The organism is Chitinophaga oryzae (assembly GCF_012516375.2).
Lineage (GTDB): Bacteria > Bacteroidota > Bacteroidia > Chitinophagales > Chitinophagaceae > Chitinophaga > Chitinophaga oryzae.
Map to the genome: position 1 here is coordinate 488,975 of NZ_CP051204.2, position 23,028 is coordinate 512,002.

Genomic DNA, 23,028 nt, shown 5'->3' on the forward strand with positions numbered 1-23,028 from the left:
GTAAGAATTAAAATCAGATTGATGAACGTCTTATCCGATAGCCTGGTTAAGGTCGGCTATCAGGTCATCCACATCTTCAATGCCTACACTCAGGCGGATCAGGGAGTCTGCCAACCCGTTTTTAATGCGCTCTTCCCGGGGGATGGAGGCGTGGGTCATGCTGGCCGGATGCCCGATCAGCGACTCTACGCCGCCCAGTGATTCTGCCAGCGAAAACAGGTGGGTATGGCTCAGTACCCGGTTGGCGGCCTCGATGTTGTCGTCTTTCAGGGTGAAAGACATCATTCCGCCAAAACCCCGCATCTGCCGTTTGGCGATATCGTAATTGGGATGATCGGTAAAACCGGGCCAGTACACCCTGTCCACCTTGTCATGGTTGCGAAGGAAATGGGCGATTTTTTCTCCGTTCTCACAGTGGCGCTGCATACGTACATGCAGGGTTTTGATGCCCCGCAGCACCAGGAAGCAGTCCTGCGGACCGGGCACAGCGCCGCAGCTGTTTTGTATGAAGTACAGTTGTTTGGCCAGGTCTTCGTTTTTAACGATCACCGCGCCATGCACCACATCGCTGTGGCCGCCCAGGTATTTGGTGGCGGAATGCAATACGATGTCAGCCCCCAGATCCAGCGGATTTTGCAGGTAGGGGGAGGCGAAGGTATTGTCAACGCAGAGCAAAATATTATTCTTCCGGGCGATTTGCGCCACGGCTGCTATGTCAATGATGTTCAGGAGCGGATTGGTAGGCGTTTCAAGCCAGATCATTTTGGTGTTGGGGGTGATGTGTGCTGCCACGCCGGCTGCATCTTTCATCCCCACAAAAGAGAATTTGATGCCGTAACGCTCAAATACTTTGGTGAAGATACGATAGGTGCCGCCGTATAAATCGTTGGTAGCCACTACTTCATCACCGGGAGACAGCAGTTTCATCACTGCGTCGGTAGCGGCCAGCCCGCTGCCGAAATTAATACCATGGGTGCCGTTTTCAATGGCTGCCAGTGCATTTTGGAGGGCGTCGCGGGTGGGGTTCTGTGTGCGGGCGTATTCGTACCCTTTATGCTCCCCGGGGCGCTCTGTACATAGGTGGAGGTTTGAAAGATAGGCGTCATAATGGCCCCTGTGGAGGGATCGGGCGCTACACCTGCGTGTATGAGTTTAGTACCCAGCTTCATGTCTTAAATATTTTATAATGAACAATTTCTGGTGGTTTTTCAAATATACTCCCTTTTGTGATTGGAACATTTTAGCAGACACGGCAATTATTGCCGGATAGCGTTCCGGAAATTGTTGATGGAATGATTTAGCACGCTTACGAGGATTTTTATATCGTTCACCAAATGAACCCTAACGGGTATGGATATTCGATATACCTTCGAGTAGGTTTTTCATAGGATATGGTTAAAATTCTTAGGGCGGTAGTCTTACCGCCCTTTCCTTTTTCAGCAATATGACCTCCGATATAAAAAACAGAGGCCTGGCAATTCATATATCGCCGGGCCTCTGTTTTTTATCCTGCAGCAGCTATTATTTTTTTGCACTGCCTTTAGCGCCGCTTTTAGTGCCGCCGTCCGTCCACCGGATAGGCAGGCTTACGCTTACCTTGTCCCAGGCGATGACGAGGTTGGCGCCGGGGTCGCCTTTTTCAAACACCATGGTGAAAGCGTCCAGCGGGTTGTCCAGCGGGGTTACCGGGAGGGCTGTTCTCACCACGTCTTTGCGCTGGTCATATTTGAAAGCGCCCCATATATCTGTTTCCTTGTTCAGGATAACAGTCCAGGTTTTTTCGGTAGGGATGGCATACAGGGTGTAACGTCCTTTCGGAACATTTTTTCCTGCGATGACCACCGGCCGGAAAAATTCTATTTCCGTGGCTTCATTGGCGCCCAACCGCCATATTTTACCATATTCTTCCAGGTTGCCAAAAATCTCTCTTCCTTTTGTCTGCGGGCGGCTGTAAATAACCCTGGCTACCAGCGCGCCGGGTTCTCCTTTTACTTTTACCACATATGGGTACATCGGCGGGTAATAAACCATGTCCATAGGGCTGGCATCGAGTGGTGGCAATTTTTTATCCTGAGCTCCTGCGTTGGCGGCGAATAGACCCAGTACAAAGGCGAAAATGATGGCTTTTTTATACATCCTGTGAAACTTTATTTTCTTTTAAAACAAACTTGCGCCCCCAAACCTAGAAATTTTTACCGAATCCGGAAAGTAACCGTGTTTTTTAACAAGCCCTTAGCGGTTTTCGTTTTGTAACAAATTTTCCACATATGTCTGAAGTTCAGGGAAAAAGGCCTCGTAACAGCTTTTCAACGCTTCATAATGTTCAGTGAAAACAGCAAAAATGATAGCAGGACTGCTTTCCAGTCCCTTAGCCCGCGAACTGATGCCCCGGAAAGCCCGCTCCATGCCTTCATTACCACGGTAATTGTATAACCAGTTGAACTGCTGCATGTACTTAAACATCTCCAGGAATCTCTCCGGCAATGTTTCCTGTTGATGATTAATAACATGATATACCCCGGCGGCAAAGTCGTACAGGGTGTCTTCAGAAAAGCGGGAACTGTCTGTAGCCAGAAAGTGGTCATATACCAGGTCTGTGAATACGCCGCTGTAAAGGCCGCAGGCAGGACGGAAAAATGACTTGGCCCGGGAGGTGACAGGATGCTGGTCGGTAAAAGTGTCGATCGCCCGGTGCAGCCGGATGCCTTGTTGCACATCCGGACTGTAGAGCGCCAGCTGCTGCCGGCCTTTTACATAATCCGCAATCAGATTGCCGGTGATGAGCGCCGGCCGGTTAAAAGAGAGGAAAGCGTGTGCCAGGTAGTTCATAATAAAGCCTTTCTGATGTTTTTGACCAGACAAATGTAACGATCGTTTTGCCATTGATGGGCAGGCTATGCCGGATTTCACGTTGAACCGCATTTCTCATCCACTTTAACACAACCTTAACACTCGCCCATGCAACATTGGCAAGGTGGCACCAACAAACAGGCCACGGCTGCGGAACACGCGCAGTTGTCCGCCTCCGGCCAGCCGGACGTCCGATAGCGGATACTCCAAATTATCTAGTGCCTCCACCAGTAAAGTATGCCTTGACCAACCGTCCCTTTCCGCCGTAGTTTTGAGTCATCAAAGCAAAAAACCAACACAAAAAATTTTAAAAACCTCTTAAATTTTTTCCGCCATGAAAAAATTAATTCTCCTGATGAGCGCCGCATTACTGCTTTCCGCAAGCGCCCTCTTTGCAAACACATATGAAACTACTGTTAACAGCAGAATACAGCATTCCTTCAGCGAAACATTCGCCGGAGCCAGCGAAGTGAAATGGTATACTGATGACAACAAGACCTTCACGGCCAAATTTAACATGAGCAGCAGCAAAGTGACTGCCTTCTTCGACGACGCGGGCAACCTGCTGGCTACCTCCCGTTATCTTGATCCGGAACAACTGCCGCTGGCACTGACTTCCAGGCTCAATAAAAGATATCCCAACGACAGCCTTTATTGCATCGTGGAATATTCTTCCAACGGTAACGTCGTATACTTTATCACCCTCGAGGGAAAAGATACCTGGACCGTGTTAAAAGCAGATGGAACCGGCGCTACCAGCGTGAAGAGCCGTCTGAAAAAAGCTTAGTTTTAGTTTGTGCTTTCCGTTTGATTGAAATGAACAGGTCTGTGGGCGCCGCCACAGACCTTTCTCTTTTATAACCCCTCCCCTTTCCCTTGGAAAATTATCTTAACTTTGCCAGCTGTTAAGGCTTTATGAGCCAGGCTGTTAATGTATAAATGATTAAATGACATGAATAAGGGACCCATTTCTCAATTTATCCAGCACCATTACCGCCACTTTAATGCTGCTGCATTGGTGGATGCTGCCAAAGGATATGAAACACATTTACTGGAAGGCGGTAAAATGATGGTAACATTGGCTGGTGCCATGAGTACGGCCGAGCTGGGCATTTCTTTCGCTGAAATGATCCGTCAGGGTAAAGTGGACATCATCTCCTGTACCGGCGCTAACCTGGAAGAGGATATTATGAACCTGGTAGCGCACACTCACTACAAAAGGGTGCCTAACTACCGCGACCTGAGCCCGCAGGAAGAATGGGACCTGCTGGAACAAGGCTTTAACCGTGTAACTGATACCTGTATCCCCGAAGAGGAAGCGTTCCGCCGCATTCAGAAACACATCCACAAAATCTGGAAAGACGCAGAAGATAAAGGGGAACGTTATTTCCCGCATGAGTACATGTACAAACTGCTGCTCAGCGGAGTGATGAAAGAGCACTACGAAATCGATCCGAAAAACAGCTGGATGCTGGCTGCTGCTGAAAAAAATATTCCTATCATCGTTCCGGGATGGGAAGACAGCACCATGGGTAACATCTTCGCTTCATACTGCATCAAAGGTGAGCTGAAAGCTTCTACCATGAAAAGCGGTATCGAGTACATGATCTTCCTGTCTGACTGGTACCGTAAAAACTCCGGTGGTAAAGGCGTTGGCTTCTTCCAGATCGGTGGCGGTATCGCCGGTGACTTCCCGATCTGCGTAGTACCGATGATGTACCAGGACCTGGAATGGACAGATGTTCCTTTCTGGAGCTATTTCTGCCAGATCTCTGACTCTACCACCTCCTACGGTTCCTACTCCGGCGCTGTTCCCAACGAGAAAATCACCTGGGGCAAGCTGGACATACATACGCCTAAGTTCATCGTGGAATCAGATGCTACCATCGTAGCGCCGCTGATCTTCTCCTACGTACTGGGCTGGTAATAACATTTAGCTATTTTTTCATTTAGGGATTTGATTATTTGGAAGTTGTCCGGATAATTAAATCCCTGAATTTTTTTCCGAGGTTACGCTCCTTTCAAACAGCCATTTCATTTTTAGATTTGGGAAGCACACATTGTTGTTAAGCTCAGGGCCTTTCAAAGCAGCATTTTCTTTTTTCAGGACCTGAATGACCTCGTACCCCGGGACGTCAGCCCTGGGAGGTGAACAACTCCGCTGCAATGCCGTCTGCGAAAAGGCGTCCTGCCCTGGTGAGCCGCAGTGTTTCCCCCTGGGCTACCATCCATCCTTTATCGATAAATTGTCGGCTTTCCCGCTGCAGGCGCATACTTTGGTCCGCCCCGAATTTTTCGGCGACCCATTCCAGGTTGCAGCCGGCGGAGGTGCGCAGGGAGGTCATGATGTATTCGTTGATCTGCATCCCGGTTGTCAGGCTTTCAGTTTCGGCCGGTATTTCGCCGGCAGTGATGCGCTTGATATAGGTAGCGTTGTTGGCTACGTTCCACTGGCGGGAATGGCCGTTGAACGAGTGGGCCGACGGGCCGATGCCCAGGTAGGACCTGCCCTGCCAGTAGCTGCTGTTATGCCGTGAATGCCAGCCGGGCAATGCGAAGTTGGAAATCTCGTAGTGTTCGTAGCCGGCAGCTTCCAGCCATTGCATCAGCAGCTCAAAATGCCGGGCCGCTTTGTCCGGGTCGGTGGCGGCCATTTTTTTCTTACGGATGAAGTGGTCCAGCGCCGTACCGGGTTCTACGGTGAGGGCGTAGCACGACAGGTGCGGAACGCCCAGCGCGATGGCCTGCTCCACATTCTGCCGCCATCCTTCGTCGCTGAGGGTAGGCCCGCCATAGATCAGGTCTATCGTGATGTTGCGGAATCCCAGCTGCTGTGCCTGCACGATACAGTCCAGCGCCTGCCGGCTGTTGTGGGCGCGGTTCATCCATCGCAGGTCTGCTTCGTGGAAGGACTGTATCCCGATACTGAGCCGGTTGATACCGACTTCGCGGAGTGAAAGCAGCTTATCGTTGTCCAGGTCGTCCGGGTTGGCTTCCAGCGTAATTTCCGCGTCGGGCGCCACGTCGAAGGTGCTGTACACGCGGGACAGCAGCAGCCGCAGCTCCGCGGTGTCCAGCAGGCTGGGCGTGCCGCCTCCGAAGTAGATGGTGTCCACCCGCTCACCGCCGAGGTAGCCGCGTTGCAGGTCTGTTTCCCGCAACAGGCATTGTACCATGTCCGCTTTGCGGGCCAGGGAAGTGGAGAAATGGAAGTTGCAGTAATAGCAAGCCTGCTTACAAAAGGGGATATGTAAATAAATTCCGGCCATCGGCGTTTTTTATAAATAGCCTGCTGTTGCCGTTTTACCGGCCAACTATGGACTATTTTAATATCTTTGCAAACAGCAAAATTACGTTTCAGTTTTGTTATGTGAACAGGACGGCGTTAATTGCCCCCTGGTTGGAGAGATGATGGGGCACACGTTGAATTTGGAAAACCGATTAAAAAGTCATTGCAAAATATTTTCTGGTGCGCAACTGGTTATTGTTTCTATTAATTTTCAGCTACTTACCGATCATGGCACAAACAGCAGACAGTACTGCCGTGCCTGCCCCTGTAAAAAAGAAACCCGCGGCTGCCCGGGGGGCGTCTGATACGCTTCGTCCGAAGCCCAGGCCGGCTGCCTCTGCCGTAAGAAAAGACTCAACGCGCGCTATCCGGAAAGATACCGTCAGGACTGCTACGCTGCCGGCTACGGCGGCAGTGCCGGCAGATACCGGTGCGCTCAAAAAGGACAGTGCGGCGCTGGCGGCTGCTCCCAGGCCCAGACCGGCGTCTGACTATGACCTGTACATGAAGAAGCTGGCGCAGGAGAATGCATTCCTGAAGCCGGGCAGACCTTCCTTTAAGGATACCAACCCCCTGCGGCCCTACCGGAATATGGACTGGCTGGTGTATCTCGTGGGAGGCGTGTTGTTGTTGCTGAGTATTATCCGGTTGTCCTATAGCAAGTATTTCGTGGACCTCTTCAGGGCCTTTTTTAATCCCACGCTGAGCCAGCGGCAGCTGAAGGACCAACTGTCACAGGCGCCTTTTCCGAATATGCTGCTCAATACCTTTTTTGCCCTTTCGCTGGGGGTATACCTGTACCTGGTATTGTACCGGCAACAGGTGTTTCCGCAAGCGGAGCCCTGGTTGCTGATACCCGGGCTGGTGGTGCTGGTGGCGGCCGTTTATGGTATCAAGTACGTGATGCTGCGTTTCTGTGGATGGCTGTTTGGCAACAGCGAGCTGGCCGATGCTTACATCTTCATTTTATACCTGATCAACAAAATTCTGGGGGTGTTGCTGGTGCCGTTTCTCGTGGTGCTGGCCTTCTGTGACGTGGAAATAGCCCGTACTTTCCTCTATATATCGATATTTTTTATAGTATTATTGGTTGTTTATCGATATATTAGATCTTATTCTTTGGTTAGGCAGTACCTATCCTTCAGTAAATTGCATTTTTTTCTTTACCTTTGCGCATTCGAAGTAGCGCCGGTGCTAATATTAACTAAGGTGCTGCTGAATATCTGGTTAACTGGTAATCCTTGATTATCGCCTATTGTTAACACAAGAGCATAAAACAGTATGATTAAAGGCGGGCCAAAAAAAGATTTGCAAGGTAAACAAATTCAGTCAATTCTAATTTCTCAACCTAAGCCTGAAACAGAAAAGTCTCCCTATTTTGATCTGGCAAAAAAGTTCAATGTAAAACTGGACTTTTACCCGTTCATCAGGGTGGAAGGCTTACCCGCTAAGGAGTTTCGGAAGCAGAAAATTGACATCCTGGCTTTTACGGCAGTGATTTTTACAAGTCGTAATGCGGTGGACCACTTCTTCCGGATCTGTGAAGAGATGAAGATTAAAGTATCGCAGGATTGCAAGTACTTTTGTATTACGGAAGCAGTTGCGTTATACCTGCAGAAGTTTATCCTCTATCGCAAGCGGAAGGTGTTTTACGGAGCTGACGGTTCTACCAAAGGTGTACTGGAAGTGATGAACAAACACCGGGACAATGAGAAATTCCTCTTCCCCAGCTCGGACAGTCAGAAAAAGGACATTGAGGAATGGTTGAAAACGAACAAATGTGAGTATGCCACAGCCACCCTTTATAAAACCGTTTCCAACGATGTAAAGGAGATCCTGGCGAAGACTACCTACGACATGATCGTGTTCTTCAGTCCTTCCGGCGTGAAGTCTTTATTTGAGAACGTGCCGGCCTTCGAGCAAAACGGTACGCGTATCGGGGCTTTCGGGCCTACTACTTCAGCGGCGGTCGAAGAAGCGGGATTAAGACTGGATGTGAAAGCGCCGGCTCCGCAAGCGCCTTCTATGGCAGCTGCACTGGACCAGTACCTCGCAGGTCTCAACAAAAAGTAAGCGAAAACGTATGTCGCACAGATAATTTACCAGGGATGGCAATAGCCATCCCTGTTTTTTTGGCTGCAAAGCGGTCGCAGCAGCTGATTTCCGTTGCTTTCATGAACTCTTCAAAAAATCTTTTCCCAAACTGGTAAATCTGTCAAAATCTTTTTATTCTTGTAGCCTGTATCGTTGTCAATCAAAACTATTCCAGTTTCAATTATTTAAGCGGATTCCATGAATAAACTTGCGGGCGAAACCAGTCCTTATTTACTGCAGCACGCGCATAACCCGGTGGAGTGGTATCCCTGGGGAGAAGAGGCACTGGAGCGGGCCAGAAAGGAAGACAAGCCTATTCTGGTGAGTATCGGATACGCCGCTTGTCACTGGTGTCATGTGATGGAGCGGGAAAGCTTTGAAGATGCAGCTACTGCTGCCATCATGAATGAGCATTTCATCAACATCAAGATAGACCGGGAGGAACGGCCGGACCTGGACCACATTTATATGGATGCGGTGCAGGCGATGACCGGCGCCGGCGGATGGCCGCTGAACGTATTCCTGACACCGGATAAAAAACCGTTCTACGGCGGCACCTATTTCCCGCCGGTAAAGGCTTACAACCGGCCTTCGTGGAAGGATGTGCTGCTGTCGCTGGCGGATGCTTTCGCCAGTAAACGGGAAGACATAGAAACACAGGCTGATAACCTGACACAGCATATCGACCAGTCGAGCCAGTTCGGACTGGACGCCGGTGTCAACTTTAATATTCCGCGGGAAGAATTGTTTACCCGCCAGCAGTGTGACACCATCTGTGAAAATATGCTCCGGCAGGCGGATACTACCTGGGGTGGGTTTGGCCGCGCCCCCAAGTTCCCGCAAACCTTCACGATCGGGTATTTGCTGCGATACCATCATGCGTTTAAACATCCGGAAGCGTTGCAGCAGGCGTTGCTGTCGCTTGATAAAATGTTGCAGGGCGGCCTGTACGATCAGCTGGGTGGCGGTTTTGCCCGTTACTCGACTGACGAGAAGTGGCTGGCCCCTCATTTTGAGAAGATGTTGTATGACAATGCTTTGCTGATAGATGTGTTGTGTGATGCCTGGCAACTGACCCGCGGGGAGGCATACGCACAGACCATAAAGGATACCCTGGCTTTTATTACCCGGGAGATGACCTCGCCGGAGGGTGGTTTTTATGCCGCGCTGGATGCAGACTCTGAAGGCGTGGAAGGTAAGTTCTATACCTGGAGCAAAGCCGAAATACATCATGTACTGGGTGAACAGGCAGGCCCTTTCTGTGAGTTCTATGATGTAACAGCGCAGGGCAACTGGGAAGAGCAGAATATATTATGGATACAGCAGCCGCTGGAGCAGTTTGCCGCGGAAAAAGGGTATGATCCGGCGGTACTGGGCGCCATGCTGAAGGGCTGTCGCGAAAAGTTGCTGGCGGTGAGGGGCACCCGGATACGCCCGGGATTGGACGACAAGATCCTGCTGGGCTGGAATGCCCTGATGGTGCATGCCTGCTGCCGGGCTTTCGCCACACTGGGAGATGAAGCTTACCGGCAGATGGCGGTGCGGAATATGGATTTCCTCCTCTCCCATTTCCGGCAAAACGACGGTACCCAGGCGTTTTATCATACCTGGAAAAACGGGCAGGCCAAGTACCCTGCTTTCCTGGACGATTATGCATGCCTGATACGGGCGCTGATTGCCCTGCAGGAAATTACCGGGGATACCCGGTACCTGTACCAGGCGCACGATATCACGGCTTTTGTCAATGATCATTTCGGTGACGGCGGTCATCTTTTCTATTATACTATCGACGGACAGGATGATGTGATTGTGCGGAAGAAAGAGGTGTACGACGGCGCAGTGCCCAGCGGTAACGCGCTGATGGCGCAGAACCTTTGGTATCTTTCCGTTGTTTTTGATAACAAAGACTGGGGAAACAAGGCCGTGGCCGCGTTATCCGGCATCGCCCAGACGGTGACCCGGTATCCGACTTCCTTCGGCGTGTGGGCGAGCCAGTTATTACAATTTGTAAAAGGTACCCCCGAAATAGCGGTTGTCGGAGAGGATTTCCGCGAACGGATGCAGGAGGCGGGCAACTGGTTTATCCCTTTCCGGATTTTACTCGGCTCCGGAAAAAATCAGCCGGAAATTCCGCTTTTGCAGGACAGATACCGGGAAAATGAAACATTAGTTTATTTATGCAAGGATTACCATTGTATTAAGCCGGTGTTTTATATACAAGAAATTATTAATTTAATAGAATAATTATGTAACTTGCCCGTTATAAGGGTAGTTTAGGTAAAATAAATGTTGGACCGGTGATATAATAAAATGTTAAAAAATACGTTTAAATTAGTTACCGAACGGACGTATGTGGAATTGAAAAAGTTGTGTAAAAGTTGACTACAAATTAAATTTTATTATTACATTTGCTATCTTTCATATAAACAAAGCGGGTGAAAAATATGAGAAATGTGTTCCCTTGCATTCAGGCAAAAAGCACCAGGCTGGTTAATAGAAAAACATATTCTGATGAAAGCTACCCTTATGAAGCTTAACTATTTAAGAGGTCTGTTGGCAATTCTGCTGGTTTCCCTGCTGGCCAGCTGTGGCGGTAGTAAAGGCCCCAAAAACGCACAAGGGCAACTGATCGGCGTGAGCCCCAGACCTAAGTACACCCCCCCTGTACCGTACGGAATGGTTTATGTTCCTGCGGGGACTTTTCACATGGGCCCCAGTGATGAGGACGTGAACTATGCCTACACTGCGCGTAACAAGTCGATCTCTATTTCCGGCTTCTATATGGATGCCACGGAAATTACGAACAATGAGTACCGCCAGTTCGTGCAATGGGTGCAGGACTCTATCGCCCACATCCTGTTAGGCCATGTTAAACAGGACGACGGACATGACATCATCGACTGGAAACAGAAGATCAACTGGAAAGACAAAGCGACAGTGGAAAAACTGGACGCAATGATATACACCGAGGCGGACCGCCTGTACGGCCGTAAGGACGTAGACGTTGGAAAGCTGGTTTATCACCAGGAAACATTCAACTGGGACAAGGCCAAGCTGAGGGAGAACTTCGGTAAGCCCCGTTCTACCTTCATCGTGAAGAAAGACGTGCCCATTTATCCGGACACACTGTGCTGGATCAGGGACTTCTCCTACGCGTATAACGAGCCGATGACCCGTATGTACTTCTGGCATCCGGCGTTCGATAACTATCCGGTAGTAGGCGTTAACTGGCACCAGGCCACCGCTTTCTGCGAATGGAGAAGTAAATTCTGGGAGGACTACCGCAACTCCAAGAAATTATTCACGGAAGATAAATTCCAGCTGCCTTCTGAAGCACAGTGGGAATATGCAGCTCGTGGCGGCAGAGAACAAACACCTTATCCATGGGGTGGTTACTACATCCGCAACAAAAAAGGCTGTCTGCTGGCCAACTTTAAACCGGGCCGCGGTAACTATCCGGAAGACGGCGGTTTCTACACCGTACGCGCCGACGCCTACTGGCCTAACGATTACGGCCTGTATTGCATGGCTGGTAACGTAGCAGAATGGACTGCCGACATCTTCTATGAAAACGCCTACTCATTCACCTCTGATATGAACCCTTATCTGAGAATGGACGTGCCGGACGACGCGCCGTTGAAGATGAAACGTAAAGCCATCAGGGGAGGTTCCTGGAAAGATGTGGGATACTTCCTGCAAACAGGTACCAGAACATATGAATATCAGGATAGCGCCAAATCATATGTAGGTTTCAGATGTACCATCGCATTGAGCAGAAGAGCAAAACACAGATAATTGCTGATCCGTTAAACCAGAAAAGCCTTTATTTATGCACACACTAAGCAAATCACTGAGAAATAACTATTCCATACAGAGATCTTTAACACTTATCACTTTAACCAGTAAATTTTAACCTATGGCTATGAATCCTAACAAAGCTAAATGGCTGAACTTTTTCGTATGTATTGCCGCTTCTGTTGTAATTATCGGAGCGTTATTTAAACTGCAACACTGGCGGGGAGCGGATATCGCTTTGATTTTAGGTCTGAGCACTGAAGCGCTCATCTTCTTTGTATATGCATTCGTTCCCGACTCCGGCGCCTCCCATGCTGAAGGCCAGGTAGTTGCCGTTGCCGGCAGCCCTGCTGTTGCCGGTCTCGACAAAATGTTACAGGAAGCAGACATCACGCCTGCCAATCTGCAACGCCTGAGCGAAAACTTCCAGAAACTGGGCACTACCGTTGATAAAATGAGAGATATCAGCGACGTGGTAGCTGCTACCGGTGACTACACCCAGAAAACAAGAGAAGCTGCCGCTGCTATCGGTAATGTGGCCAACGCCTACACTACTGCTGCTTCCGCAGTATCTTCCTTCAATAGCGCCTCTGAGTCTACCAGAAGCTTCCACGAACAGATGCAGGGCATGACCAAAAACCTGGCTTCCCTGAATGCTATCTACGAACTGGAGCTGCAGGACACCAACAACCACCTGAAAGCGATGAACAACTTCTACAGCAACCTGCAGAAAGCTTCTTCCGCTATGAGTGGCAGCATCGACGACGCTAAGAAAACACAAGAGCAGATCAGCATGCTGGCCAAAAACCTCAGCAACCTCAATACTGTTTATGGTAACATGTTAACTGCCATGAGCGGAAACAGATAAGGTATCGCTTATAGTTTAATAAACCATTCATTAAATCTGCTAAAGAACTATGGCACTACCTAAAGATCCTAGGCAGAAGATGATCAACATCATGTACCTGGTCCTAACGGCCATGCTTGCGTTGAACGTCTCTGCTGAAATATTGAACGCTTTTAATATCGTAAATAACTCTATCGTTACTTCCAACGGTGCCCTCACTGATAAAAACAACTTTATTTATCAGCAGTTTGTGGAACAAATGAAAGATAACGCTGAGAAAGTAGCTCCGCTGAAAGCTAAGGCTGAAGAAGTAAAAAAGCTCTCTGCTGAAGCATACAATTACGTGGAGGGCCTGAAAAATCTCATCATCACGGAAAGCGGTGGTAAAGATGAAAACGGTGAGCTTAAATCGCAATCCGATCTGGATGCTCCTACCCGTGTGATGGAGAACATGAAAAAAGGCCCTGAACTGGAAGCTAAACTGACTGCCCTGCGCAAACAGTTGCTTACTTTCGTTGAACCTAAAGACCAGGCGAAATTTGCAAAAACTTTACCCCTGAAAATCGAAGTGGGAAAATCCGGAAGCAATGATCATGGTACCGGTCCTAAAACATGGACTACCTATCATTTCAACATGGTGCCTACCATCGCTGCAGTCACTATCCTGGGTAAATTCCAGAACGATATTAAAAACTCCGAGTCTGCGATCATCGACGACCTGTATCGTCAGATCAACGCAAAAGACTTTAAGTTTGACAGAATCAGGCCGTTCATCTCCCTGAACTCTAAAAACCTGATGTCAGGCCAGACGCTGACTGCACAAATCGCAGTGGGCGCCTATAGCACCACCGTAAACCCGACAATTACTGTCAACGGTCAAACGATCACTGCTACTGAAGGCCTGGCTACCTACTCTGTGCCGGTGAGCGGCCTTGGTGAGAAAACCATTTCCGGTACCATCACCCTGCCTAATCCTGCCGGTGGCGAACCTATCACACAGTCTTTCACTGAAAGCTATAACGTAGGCGCTTCTACTACCTCCATCTCTGCCGACAAAATGAACGTACTGTACATTGGCCTGCAGAACCCGATCTCCATCTCTGCTGCCGGTGTGCCTGCTGAAGCGGTTTCCGCTTCCATCAACGGTGGCACCATTACCAAACGCGGCTCCGGTGAATACACTGTAACTGTTAGCCAGCCTGGTAAAGCGGTGATCAACGTAGTAGCGAACATCGACGGTAAAGTAAAACAGCTGGGCCAGAAAGAATTCCGTGTAAAACGTGTTCCGGACCCTGTACTGAAAGTAGGATTTAATAAAGGTGGCAGCATGAAAGCCGCTGACTTTAAAGTTCAGCTCGGCCTCGCTGCTGCACTGGAAGACTTCGAATTCGAAGGCGTGAAATACGACGTAGTAGGTTACCGTATCGGTGTATCTGCCAAAGGCAAAGAATACCAGGAAGGTGAGGCCAACTCCGCTTACTTCCCGAACAGCGTAGCTGCTTCCATCCGCGCACTGCGCCCGGGTGACGAAGTATACTTCGAAAACGTAAAAGTAAAAGGCCCTGATGGTATTGTACGTACAATGCCCAGCACAATATTCAAATTAAATTAACAGGTCATAAATTACTGAAATATGCGAGCAGTAATATTTAACAGAATTGGTTGGTGTACAATGTTGCTGGTAATGCTGGCAACAGCTGCGGAAGCACAGAGACGTGGTGGTACTACCCGCCGCAGAACAGCTACCGAAGCAACACAGACAGACCCGAATGCGCCGGTGGTAAACCCCGCTACCGGGAATGCTGTAACACCGCCTCCTCCTGCTCCTAACGCCGCGTCCCAACGCCCGGACGGTATCACCGCCCCGGTATCAGACACGCCGCGCAAATCACTGCGCGTAGATGGTGTGGTAGAGAGAAACCTCGCAAGAGAACGCGTTCCCATCGTTTACGACTACATCCGCGAGGATGACCGTTTCTGGGAAAAACGTGTCTGGCAGGTAATCGATGTCCGGGAGAAAATCAACCTCCCCTTCCAATACAACGTGGAAGACGAAAGTGGCATTAACCAACTGTTTATTAATATTCTGCTGAACGCTATCAAGAATAAGGAAGTTGAAGCTTTCAACCCTATCGATGACCGCTTCACCACGGTAATGCCCTACGAGGAAATCCAAACCAAGATCGCAGGTGAAGAAAGGACCGTACGCAGTATCGACCCGGTTACCGGCGAAGAAAAAATGGTGACCACCCGCGATGACTTCGATCCCCGTACTATCAGACAGTACAAGGTGAAAGAAGTATGGGTGTTCGACAAAGAAGCTTCCGCCCTTAAAGTCCGTATCCTCGGTATCGCCCCTATGGTGTCCCGCATGAACGAAGATGGCAGCGTCCGCGCTTCTATCCCCCTGTTCTGGGTATATTACCCTGATCTGCGTCCTACCCTGGCCAAGTACGATGTGTACAACCAGAACAACGACGCATCCACTATCAGCTGGGAAGACCTCTTCGAGATGCGTTTCTTCGGCAGCTATGTGGTGAAGGAAAACAATACCTACAACCGCGAGATCAAGGACTACATTAAAGACGGTGTGATGCGCCTCCTAGAAGGCCAGTCCATCAAAGACCGTATCTTTAATAAAGAACAGGACCTCTGGCAGTACTAGACAATTACGAATTACGAAATACGAATTACGAAAAAGAGCGAAGATCAACATCTTCGCTCTTTTTCGTAATTCGTATCTTGTAGTGGTCTTTTTAAATCGTAATTCGTAATCCGTAATTCGTAATTGATTTTGGAACTTCTGCGTAAAACAGCCTTCAGCATCATGCCCCTGCCGGACAAAGAGTGGGAAGATCTTTCCGCCTGCTGGACACCGGTCACCTTCAAAAGAAAGGACATGATCACCGTGGCCGGTGAAGTGGAAAAATATATCTACTTCGTGGAAGAAGGCGTGCAACGGCTGTTCAGCCTGGAAAACGACCGGGAAGTCACCCTCCTGTTCACTTACATCGGCTCGTTCTCCGGAGTGATAGACTCGTTTCAGCTGCAACGCCCCTCCCCCTGGTACCTGGAAGCGCTGACGCACAGCCGCATGCTGCGCCTGTCGTGGGCCGACTTTGACCGCCTTACCCGGCAATACCCCCTGCTCGACAGGTGGGTGCGCCTCGGGTCAGTGGCCGCCCTGGGCGGCATCCTGGAACGGCATAAGGAAATCCTCTCCTACAGTGCGGAACAGAAGTTCCGGACGCTCCTTACACGCAGTCCGCATGTGCTGCAGCTGATACCGCAGAAATACCTCGCCTCTTATCTCGGTATCGATCCCGCCACCTTCAGCAAACTCCTGAAGTCAGTAAAATTGTAAAATCTTGATCTGCGCCAACTTTTTCCGTTGTCAGCCATAGTAGTTTTGCAGTAAACCTTGTGAATATGGCCTCAGTTAGCACCAGCTCGCTTTTAAAGCAACTCCGCTTACAGATTGTAGCAGCGCAGTATAAAGCCGAAGACCATTTCGGCGGCCAGTCTGCAGACGTATTGTCCTATACGCCCCAACCGGGCACATGGAGCGCCCTTCAGTGCCTGGAACACCTGAATACTTACGGCCGGTTTTACCTGCCGGCATTGGATAAAGCGATTACAGCAGCGGAAAGAAATGGCAGCCAGCCCCTGGAGACATTTAAGAGCAGCTGGCTGGGCGCCTGGTTTACCAAACAGATGCAACCCACGCCGGACGGGAAGCTACGTTCCCGTATGAAGTCACCCAAAGGGCATCTCCCGGCTGTTCAGCCCGATGCTGCGGGTGTGCTCAGTGAATTTATCCGGCAACAGGAAACCATGGAAGCCCTCATGGACAGGGCTGCGAAAATCAACTTGCAAAAAGCGAAGGTGCCCACTTCCCTCTCCGGCTTTATCAAACTGTCTGTGGGCGATACTTTCGGCTTTATGACAGCGCATATCAACCGGCATGTGCTGCAGGCGGAAAACGTCATCCGCCGTTGCCCGAAACGGGTGGAAAAAGCAGTCTAGCTTTGGGCTTTATGGAAATGTTCCCATACCAGCCTGGCCTTGGCGCTGCCGATTTCCTGCGTGAGGTCTTCTTCCGAAAGCAGTTTTATTTTGGCGACAGAGCGGAATGTTTTCAGCAGTTGCGTGGCGGTTTGTTCACCAATTCCCTTGATGGTTTCCAGTTCGTTTTTAAAGGTGCCCTTGCTGCGTTTCTGACGGTGGAAAGTGATACCGAAACGGTGTACCTCGTCACGGATACGGCGTATCAGCTTCAGGCTCTCGCTGTTGAACGGCAGTTTGATACTTTCTGAGTCACCAGGGAAAAAGATCTCCTCCTCGTTTTTGGCAAGGCCTACGACGGTCATGCTGCCAATCAGGTCCAGTGCACGGATGCTTTCCATGGCTGATCCCAGCTGCCCTTTACCACCATCGATAATGACGAGCTGCGGCAACGGCTGCTGTTCTGCCAGCAGGCGGGAGTAACGCCGGTATACGACTTCCTTCATGGAAGCGAAATCGTTGATGCCTTCCACCGTTTTGATATTGAAATGGCGGTAGTCTTTTTTGGAGGCTACGCCGTCTTTAAACACCACACAGGCGGACACGGGGTAAGCGCCCTGGAAGTTGGAGTTATCGAAACACTCGATGTGCTCCGGCAGCAACGGTAGTTCAAGATCGGCCTGCAACTGGTAGAGCACCTGCTTTCGCTCCATATCGCTCTTGCCTTCGAGGTGCAGAATTTTCTTCCGGTATAGTTCTTCCTTGAAATAATTCACGTTCTTCTCCGACAGTTCCAGGAGTTTCTTTTTATCCCCTCCTTTAGGGACGGTAATGGTAACATCGCTCTCTGGGTACTCCAGGGGGAAAGGCACTACGATTTCCGGGGTGATGCTTTTAAATACGTCCCGCAGATAGGCGATAGCGTAGCTGAGTACTTCTTCGTCTCCTTCTTCCAGTTGTTTTTCGAGGGTCACTGTCTTCGTATCGGAGATGGTGCCGTTGAGAATACGCAGATAGTTGACGTAGGCATGGTTGCCGTCGCTGATGATGGAGAACACGTCCACGTTGCCCATGCGGGTGTTGACCACCGTGGACTTGGCGGAATAGTCTTCAAGGCTGGCGATTTTCTTGCGCATGATCTCCGCCTTTTCAAACTCCATGGCGGCGGCGTATTGCTGCATTTGTTCCTTGAACAGGTTGACCACGGGCGACAGGTTGCCTTTTAATACGTTTTTCACCTGCGCCAGTCCTTCCCGGTAGTCTTCTTCTGTCTGTAATCCTTCGCAGGGGCCTTTGCAGTTGCCGAGGTGGTATTCAAGGCAGACCTTGAATTTCCCTTTTTTGATGTTCTGATCGCTGAGGTTGAGGTTACAGGTGCGCAGCGGAATATTGTAGCGGATCACTTCCAGTATTTCCCGGACACGGCCTACGGAGGTAAACGGTCCCAGGTAATCCGATCCGTCTTTGATCACGTTGCGGGTAAAGAACACCCTCGGGAACGGTTCATGTTTGATGACGATATAAGGATATGTTTTATCGTCTTTCAGGTTGATGTTGTACCGGGGCTGGAACTGTTTGATCAGGGAGTTCTCCAGCAGAAACGCGTCCTGCTCGGAGTTGACGATGGTAAACTCAATGTGGTGGATATGTTCCACCAGTTTACGGGTTTTGAAGTTATCGTGATACTTGACGAAATAGGAACTCACTCTTTTACGCAGGCTTTTGGCTTTGCCTACATACAGCAGGGTGCCGTCCTTATCGTAATATTTGTAGATGCCGGGATCAAGTGGTATGGTATGTGATATTTGCTGGAATTCTGCTGCTGTCATGTGTTACATCCTGTTTTTAGGTGTGACGGTTACATTGACTTCAATCTCCTTGGGTGACAGAAAAGCTATTTTCTGGTAGGTGGCGATACGGATATTTTTGTTTCGCTGGTAAAACAGGTCCTGCCTGAACTCGTATACCATATTAACCGTATAGCTGTGGATGTTCACCTGTTGTATGGTCCCGTTTTTATCCAGTTCCATGGTGATTTCGGAAGGAAAGGTTTGTTTGCCTTTTGACTTATAGATCACCGATTTCCTGCCGGAGAAGGGGTCATACAGGCTGGAGGTATCATATTCGTCACGCAGGGAGGGTTTGTTCAGGTCGATATCGGCGAATGGTTTCAGCAGGTCTCTGATGGCGGTGCTGTCGGTGCCGTTTACATTGGCCGTGTCGCTTACGCCGTTAAGGGTGACTATTTTATGCAGACTGAAACCTCCGGTGCGGATATTTTCCCGTTCTCCGTTGAAGTAGGCTGGTAGTGGCTCAAATTTGGCTCCGGCCGTCGTTTTTCCTGTTGTATTGTTGTCCTGATGGCAGGCTATAAAACCGAATATGGTTAATAGTACCGTCATGTAGCGGTAATGTCTCATACGGCAAAATTAGTACTTAAATACGGGTCAGAAAAAATGCGCCGTAAAAACGGCGCATCGATGCATGAGCAAATCTGTCGAGAGCACTAAAAATATGAATATCAGTCTGTCGGACTGAGAAAATATCAGAATGGTGATAGTTAAACGGGGGGGATAAATAAAAAGTTACACGCGTTGAAAATATTTTTTCACGCAAAGGCGTTTTTTCACGCAAAGACGCTAAGCAGCAAAGACGCTAAGTTTTTTTAAGATAAATAAGAAAACAAAGGGCGATTATCAAATTCTGATAATCGCCCTTTGTTCTCTTATTATTTTCTTAGCGTCTTTGCTGCTTAGCGCCTTTGCGTGAAAAAGCGAGCCTGCGAGCGCTATACGAGTACGGTGCCGGTCATTTCCTTCGGAGCGGCCAGTCCCATGAAATGCAGGATGGTGGGGGCGATGTCGCCGAGTTTGCCATCTTTCACTTTACCCTGGAAGTCGTTGCTGATAATGAAGAAAGGAACGAGGTTGAGGGTATGGGCGGTGTTGGGGGTGCCGTCTTCGTTGATCATATAATCGGCGTTGCCGTGGTCTGCGGTCAGGAATACGGTGTAGTTGCTGGCCAGAGCGGCGGTTACTACCCGGTTGACGCAGTGGTCTACGGTTTCCACCGCTTTTATGGCAGCGGAGAATACGCCGGTATGGCCTACCATGTCCGCATTGGCGAAGTTGAGGGCGATAAAATCGGCGGATTTTTCCTGCAGTACGGGAACGATGGCGTCTGTTACTTCATTGGCGCTCATTTCCGGTTTCAGGTCGTAGGTGGCCACTTTGGGTGATGGTATCATGATCCTGCGTTCGCCTTCAAATTCTTTCTCCCGTCCGCCGGAGAAGAAGAAGGAAACGTGCGGGTATTTTTCGGTTTCTGCGATACGTACCTGCGTATAGCCGTCTTTAGCGAGTACTTCGCCGAGGGTCATGTTCAGGTTATCGTTTTCGAAGATGACGTGTACGTTTTTATAGGTTTTATCGTATTCCGTCATGGTGGTGTAGTATACCTGCAGCGGCTTCATCCCGAAATCAGGGAAAGCTTCCTGTGTGAGCACCTGGGTGATTTCGCGGCAGCGGTCCGTACGGAAGTTGAAACACAGTACAGCGTCGCCATCCTGGATGGTGGCCAGGGGGGCGCCGGCTTCGTCCTGAACGATGATCGGTTTGATGAATTCGTCGGTTACGCCTTCTGCGTAGGAGGCTTTAATAGCGGTGAGCAGGTCGTGGGTACCGGTACCGGTGCCGTGGACCAGCGCATCGTAGGCCAGTTTTACGCGTTCCCAGCGTTTATCTCTGTCCATGGCATAATAGCGGCCGATGACAGAGGCTATTTTGCCGGTTGACTGCTGCAGGTGGGCCTGCAGGTCTTCCAGGAAGCCCAGTCCGCTTTTCGGGTCGGTATCGCGGCCGTCGGTAAAGGCGTGGATATATACTTTTTCCAGCCCTTGTGCTTTGGCGATGGTGGTCAGTGTTTTCAGGTGTTCGATATGCGAGTGTACGCCACCGTTACTTACCAGTCCGATCAGGTGGAGGGCTTTGTTGTTGTTCCTGGCGTGCGCCAGGGTGTCCAGCAGAACGGAATTGGCTGCCAGTTCTCCGTCGCGGGCCGCTACGTTGATCCGTTGCAGTTCCTGGTATACGATCCTGCCGGCGCCAATGTTGAGGTGACCTACTTCGGAGTTACCCATCTGGCCCTCCGGTAAACCTACAGCTTCGCCGCAGGTAACGAGATTGCTGTGGGGGTATTTGTTATATAGGCTGCTAACAAAGGGAGTCTGTGCTTGTGCAATGGCGTCAGCGGTAGGCACTTTACCTTCGCCCCATCCATCCATAATTACGAGAATGGCTCTTTTCTTTTCCATATCCTGTCTGGTTAAGGTTAATGTTTTATTGATTTCAACTCGGGAGGTGAAAGTACTTATAATGCAGCTGAATACTTTCTAAATATTTTACAAAAATAAGGCTAATCCAAAAATTACGAATGCCAGGGTTGGTCATCTCGCATTTTGATAATCAGTTATTCAAATTAATTTGCATATTATTTTTATCTTATTATTTACGTATTCATTGCTACCACGATGGTGTGATTTTGTTGAAATACAACGTGTTTGGCATAGTTTTCGCATTTAATTTGTGTTGATTAAGTTACTTTCTAATAAAAAAACTGACAATGAAGAAGCTATTGATTGTGCTGATGGTGTTGTTGGGAGGAATTATTTCAGCATTTGCGCTGTCGGCACGTTCAGAGGAGATGCTGGTAGCCGGACCGTTTGAAGATGTGGTAAGTGCTATCAAGCAAGGCGATGTAAACAGCTTATCCCGTTACCTGGACAACAATGTCGAAATTAATATCAGTGGTAAAGCGAATGCTTACAGTAAAGCACAGGCAGAGATCATCCTGAAGGATTTCTTCTCCAAAAACCAGGTGAAATCCTTCGAACTGGTACACCAGGGAGGCGAAGCCTCTAAGTTCGGTATCGGTAATCTGAGCACCAGCGGAGGGAATTATCGCCTTTCGTTCTTCCTGCAGAAAAAGGGAGGGTCTATGGTCCTCAACGAGCTAAGATTTGAGAATAAGTAAATTGACCACATAAATTAATTGAAAAGGCCTGGGTGCCCCGCTATTAATTGCGGGGCACTTTTTATTTTTGTCTCGCAAAGGATACAAAGAGAGCAAAGGAGGCAAAGTGAGCGAAAGAGAAAGAAACGATCCACTGCCTTTATTCTTTACGCACTTTACTCACTTAAGTAGCTTTGCGGGCTTAAATAGGCTCCACTGTCTTTATTCTTTGCGTACTTTGCTCACTTAAGTAGCTTTGCGAGACTAAATTATGCACCTATGTTAGATGAAGCAGCGCTGAACGCGTTTATCAGAAGCGCCCTGGCAGAAGATATCGGGAATGGCGACCACTCCACGCTGGCCTGTATTCCGCCTACGGCCAAAGGAAAGGCGGTATTGAAGATAAAGGAAAACGGCATCCTCGCCGGCATGGAGGTGGCGGCCGCCATCTTTAAATGGCTGGACATGCACGCGGTATTCACCCCGTTCAAAAAAGACGGTGATGCCATGGCTGCCGGTGAAACTGCTTTCGAAATCGAAGCCGCAGTACATACCCTGCTGATGGGAGAACGACTGGTGCTCAACTGTATGCAGCGGATGAGCGGCATCGCTACCCTTACCCACCAATACGTGGAACTGCTGAAGGGATATCATACCCGTATCCTCGATACCCGCAAAACCACGCCCAACTTCCGCATGCTGGAAAAAGAAGCTGTTCGTATAGGCGGTGGCGTTAATCACCGCATGGGCCTGTATGACATGGTGATGCTGAAAGACAACCACATCGATTTTGCCGGCGGTATCACCGCGGCAGTCAATAAAACCGTGGCGTACCTGGCAGAGCGGAAACTGCCGCTGAAAATAGAAGTCGAAACCCGCAACCTCGATGATGTAAAAGAAGTGCTGGCAGTAGGACAGGTAGATCGGATCATGCTGGACAACTTCACGCCCGAACAAATTACCGCCGCTTTGGCGTTAATTAACGGGAAAGTGGAAACAGAAGCTTCCGGCGGCATCAACCTCAGCACCATCCAGGCGTATGCTGCTACCGGCGTGGATTTTATCTCTGTAGGCGCCATTATTCATCATGCTGTAAGCCTGGATTTGAGTCTGAAAGCGATTATATCTTAAAACAGTT

19 protein-coding genes and 1 pseudogene are annotated in these 23,028 nt (G+C 49.5%); 13 read left to right on the forward strand and 7 right to left on the reverse strand.

Translation table 11 applies throughout. The features are described 5' to 3' along the window. Positions 1–30 precede the first annotated feature (30 nt). The 3 genes and pseudogenes from HF324_RS02065 to HF324_RS02075 all read right to left on the reverse strand — a co-directional run. Positions 31–1,008: pseudogene (locus HF324_RS02065) on the reverse strand (trans-sulfuration enzyme family protein); the annotation flags it as partial. Between the two features lie 513 nt (positions 1,009–1,521). After that, a complete protein-coding gene (locus HF324_RS02070; RefSeq protein ID WP_168809001.1) occupies positions 1,522–2,136 on the reverse strand; it encodes a DUF2911 domain-containing protein in 615 nt (204 codons plus the stop codon). A gap of 96 nt (positions 2,137–2,232) precedes the next feature. Beyond that, positions 2,233–2,862, reverse strand: a complete 630-nt coding sequence (locus HF324_RS02075; RefSeq protein WP_168861836.1) for an acyl carrier protein phosphodiesterase — start codon at positions 2,860–2,862, stop codon at positions 2,233–2,235. Positions 2,863–3,184: 322 nt separating this feature from the next. On the opposite strand from HF324_RS02075, the gene HF324_RS02080 reads away from it, so the two are divergent. Together HF324_RS02080 and HF324_RS02085 are read left to right on the forward strand one after the other, a co-directional pair. Then, entirely contained in the window at positions 3,185–3,637 is a 453-nt protein-coding gene (locus HF324_RS02080) for a hypothetical protein (protein ID WP_168809005.1), read from the forward strand. 165 nt (positions 3,638–3,802) lie between these two features. After that, the gene (locus HF324_RS02085) at positions 3,803–4,777 is read left to right on the forward strand and encodes a deoxyhypusine synthase family protein (protein WP_168809007.1); all 975 of its coding nucleotides are present in this window, start codon (positions 3,803–3,805) and stop codon (positions 4,775–4,777) included. A 208-nt stretch (positions 4,778–4,985) separates the two neighbouring features. Here HF324_RS02085 and hemW read toward each other — a convergent pair whose 3' ends face one another. Beyond that, entirely contained in the window at positions 4,986–6,119 is a 1,134-nt protein-coding gene (gene hemW, locus HF324_RS02090; RefSeq protein ID WP_168861837.1) for a radical SAM family heme chaperone HemW, read from the reverse strand. Between the two features lie 248 nt (positions 6,120–6,367). On the opposite strand from hemW, the gene HF324_RS02095 reads away from it, so the two are divergent. From HF324_RS02095 to HF324_RS02135, 9 genes are all read left to right on the forward strand, one after another. After that, on the forward strand, positions 6,368–7,384 hold the full coding sequence (locus HF324_RS02095; RefSeq protein ID WP_168861838.1) for a DUF4271 domain-containing protein: 1,017 nt from the start codon (positions 6,368–6,370) through the stop codon (positions 7,382–7,384). A gap of 36 nt (positions 7,385–7,420) precedes the next feature. Continuing rightward, positions 7,421–8,212 carry a uroporphyrinogen-III synthase gene (locus tag HF324_RS02100; protein WP_168809021.1) on the forward strand — a complete coding sequence of 264 codons (792 nt, stop codon included), beginning with the start codon at positions 7,421–7,423 and terminating at the stop codon, positions 8,210–8,212. A gap of 219 nt (positions 8,213–8,431) precedes the next feature. Continuing rightward, positions 8,432–10,477: a thioredoxin domain-containing protein gene (locus HF324_RS02105; protein WP_168861839.1), complete on the forward strand. Its 2,046-nt coding sequence runs from the start codon at positions 8,432–8,434 to the stop codon at positions 10,475–10,477. Positions 10,478–10,744: 267 nt separating this feature from the next. Beyond that, complete coding sequence (gene porK / locus HF324_RS02110; RefSeq protein WP_235021537.1) at positions 10,745–12,028, forward strand: T9SS ring complex lipoprotein PorK/GldK; 1,284 nt, start codon at positions 10,745–10,747, stop codon at positions 12,026–12,028. A 121-nt stretch (positions 12,029–12,149) separates the two neighbouring features. After that, complete coding sequence (gene porL, locus HF324_RS02115) at positions 12,150–12,896, forward strand: type IX secretion system motor protein PorL/GldL (protein WP_168809025.1); 747 nt, start codon at positions 12,150–12,152, stop codon at positions 12,894–12,896. A gap of 49 nt (positions 12,897–12,945) precedes the next feature. Next, on the forward strand, positions 12,946–14,487 hold the full coding sequence (gene porM / locus HF324_RS02120) for a type IX secretion system motor protein PorM/GldM (protein WP_168809027.1): 1,542 nt from the start codon (positions 12,946–12,948) through the stop codon (positions 14,485–14,487). 21 nt (positions 14,488–14,508) lie between these two features. Further along, positions 14,509–15,540: a type IX secretion system ring subunit PorN/GldN gene (gene porN, locus HF324_RS02125; protein WP_168809029.1), complete on the forward strand. Its 1,032-nt coding sequence runs from the start codon at positions 14,509–14,511 to the stop codon at positions 15,538–15,540. 129 nt (positions 15,541–15,669) lie between these two features. Further along, positions 15,670–16,239, forward strand: a complete 570-nt coding sequence (locus HF324_RS02130; RefSeq protein ID WP_258539399.1) for a Crp/Fnr family transcriptional regulator — start codon at positions 15,670–15,672, stop codon at positions 16,237–16,239. A 65-nt stretch (positions 16,240–16,304) separates the two neighbouring features. Further along, positions 16,305–16,901 (forward strand): DinB family protein, encoded by a 597-nt coding sequence (locus HF324_RS02135; protein WP_168809032.1) that lies wholly within the window; start codon positions 16,305–16,307, stop codon positions 16,899–16,901. On the opposite strand, the gene uvrC is transcribed toward HF324_RS02135, so the two are convergent. The 3 genes from uvrC to gpmI form a co-directional block, all read right to left on the reverse strand. After that, a complete protein-coding gene (gene uvrC, locus HF324_RS02140) occupies positions 16,898–18,709 on the reverse strand; it encodes an excinuclease ABC subunit UvrC (protein WP_168809034.1) in 1,812 nt (603 codons plus the stop codon). The genes HF324_RS02135 and uvrC overlap by 4 nt on opposite strands. 3 nt (positions 18,710–18,712) lie before the next feature. Next, positions 18,713–19,282 carry a hypothetical protein gene (locus HF324_RS02145; RefSeq protein ID WP_220101267.1) on the reverse strand — a complete coding sequence of 190 codons (570 nt, stop codon included), beginning with the start codon at positions 19,280–19,282 and terminating at the stop codon, positions 18,713–18,715. A gap of 386 nt (positions 19,283–19,668) precedes the next feature. Continuing rightward, positions 19,669–21,192, reverse strand: coding sequence for a 2,3-bisphosphoglycerate-independent phosphoglycerate mutase (gene gpmI / locus HF324_RS02150; RefSeq protein WP_168861840.1), 1,524 nt, complete (start codon positions 21,190–21,192; stop codon positions 19,669–19,671). A gap of 308 nt (positions 21,193–21,500) precedes the next feature. Here gpmI and HF324_RS02155 point away from each other — a divergent pair, with 308 nt between their 5' ends. Next, positions 21,501–21,911: a DUF4783 domain-containing protein gene (locus HF324_RS02155; protein ID WP_168809040.1), complete on the forward strand. Its 411-nt coding sequence runs from the start codon at positions 21,501–21,503 to the stop codon at positions 21,909–21,911. A 258-nt stretch (positions 21,912–22,169) separates the two neighbouring features. Continuing rightward, positions 22,170–23,021 (forward strand): carboxylating nicotinate-nucleotide diphosphorylase, encoded by an 852-nt coding sequence (gene nadC / locus HF324_RS02160; RefSeq protein ID WP_168809042.1) that lies wholly within the window; start codon positions 22,170–22,172, stop codon positions 23,019–23,021. The last annotated feature ends 7 nt before the right edge of the window (positions 23,022–23,028 follow it).

Excerpts from the sequence above, each read along its gene's own strand:
- HF324_RS02070 (WP_168809001.1), bottom strand. The coding sequence starts at position 2,136 with ATGTATAAAAAAGCCATCATTTTCGCCTTTGTACTGGGTCTATTCGCC.
- HF324_RS02080 (WP_168809005.1), top strand. The coding sequence starts at position 3,185 with ATGAAAAAATTAATTCTCCTGATGAGCGCCGCATTACTGCTTTCCGCA.
- HF324_RS02085 (WP_168809007.1), top strand. The coding sequence starts at position 3,803 with ATGAATAAGGGACCCATTTCTCAATTTATCCAGCACCATTACCGCCAC.
- hemW (WP_168861837.1), bottom strand. The coding sequence starts at position 6,119 with ATGGCCGGAATTTATTTACATATCCCCTTTTGTAAGCAGGCTTGCTAT.
- HF324_RS02095 (WP_168861838.1), top strand. The coding sequence starts at position 6,368 with ATGGCACAAACAGCAGACAGTACTGCCGTGCCTGCCCCTGTAAAAAAG.
- HF324_RS02100 (WP_168809021.1), top strand. The coding sequence starts at position 7,421 with ATGATTAAAGGCGGGCCAAAAAAAGATTTGCAAGGTAAACAAATTCAG.
- HF324_RS02105 (WP_168861839.1), top strand. The coding sequence starts at position 8,432 with ATGAATAAACTTGCGGGCGAAACCAGTCCTTATTTACTGCAGCACGCG.
- porK (WP_235021537.1), top strand. The coding sequence starts at position 10,745 with ATGAAAGCTACCCTTATGAAGCTTAACTATTTAAGAGGTCTGTTGGCA.
- porL (WP_168809025.1), top strand. The coding sequence starts at position 12,150 with ATGGCTATGAATCCTAACAAAGCTAAATGGCTGAACTTTTTCGTATGT.
- porM (WP_168809027.1), top strand. The coding sequence starts at position 12,946 with ATGGCACTACCTAAAGATCCTAGGCAGAAGATGATCAACATCATGTAC.
- porN (WP_168809029.1), top strand. The coding sequence starts at position 14,509 with ATGCGAGCAGTAATATTTAACAGAATTGGTTGGTGTACAATGTTGCTG.
- HF324_RS02135 (WP_168809032.1), top strand. The coding sequence starts at position 16,305 with ATGGCCTCAGTTAGCACCAGCTCGCTTTTAAAGCAACTCCGCTTACAG.
- uvrC (WP_168809034.1), bottom strand. The coding sequence starts at position 18,709 with ATGACAGCAGCAGAATTCCAGCAAATATCACATACCATACCACTTGAT.
- HF324_RS02145 (WP_220101267.1), bottom strand. The coding sequence starts at position 19,282 with ATGACGGTACTATTAACCATATTCGGTTTTATAGCCTGCCATCAGGAC.
- gpmI (WP_168861840.1), bottom strand. The coding sequence starts at position 21,192 with ATGGAAAAGAAAAGAGCCATTCTCGTAATTATGGATGGATGGGGCGAA.
- HF324_RS02155 (WP_168809040.1), top strand. The coding sequence starts at position 21,501 with ATGAAGAAGCTATTGATTGTGCTGATGGTGTTGTTGGGAGGAATTATT.
- nadC (WP_168809042.1), top strand. The coding sequence starts at position 22,170 with ATGTTAGATGAAGCAGCGCTGAACGCGTTTATCAGAAGCGCCCTGGCA.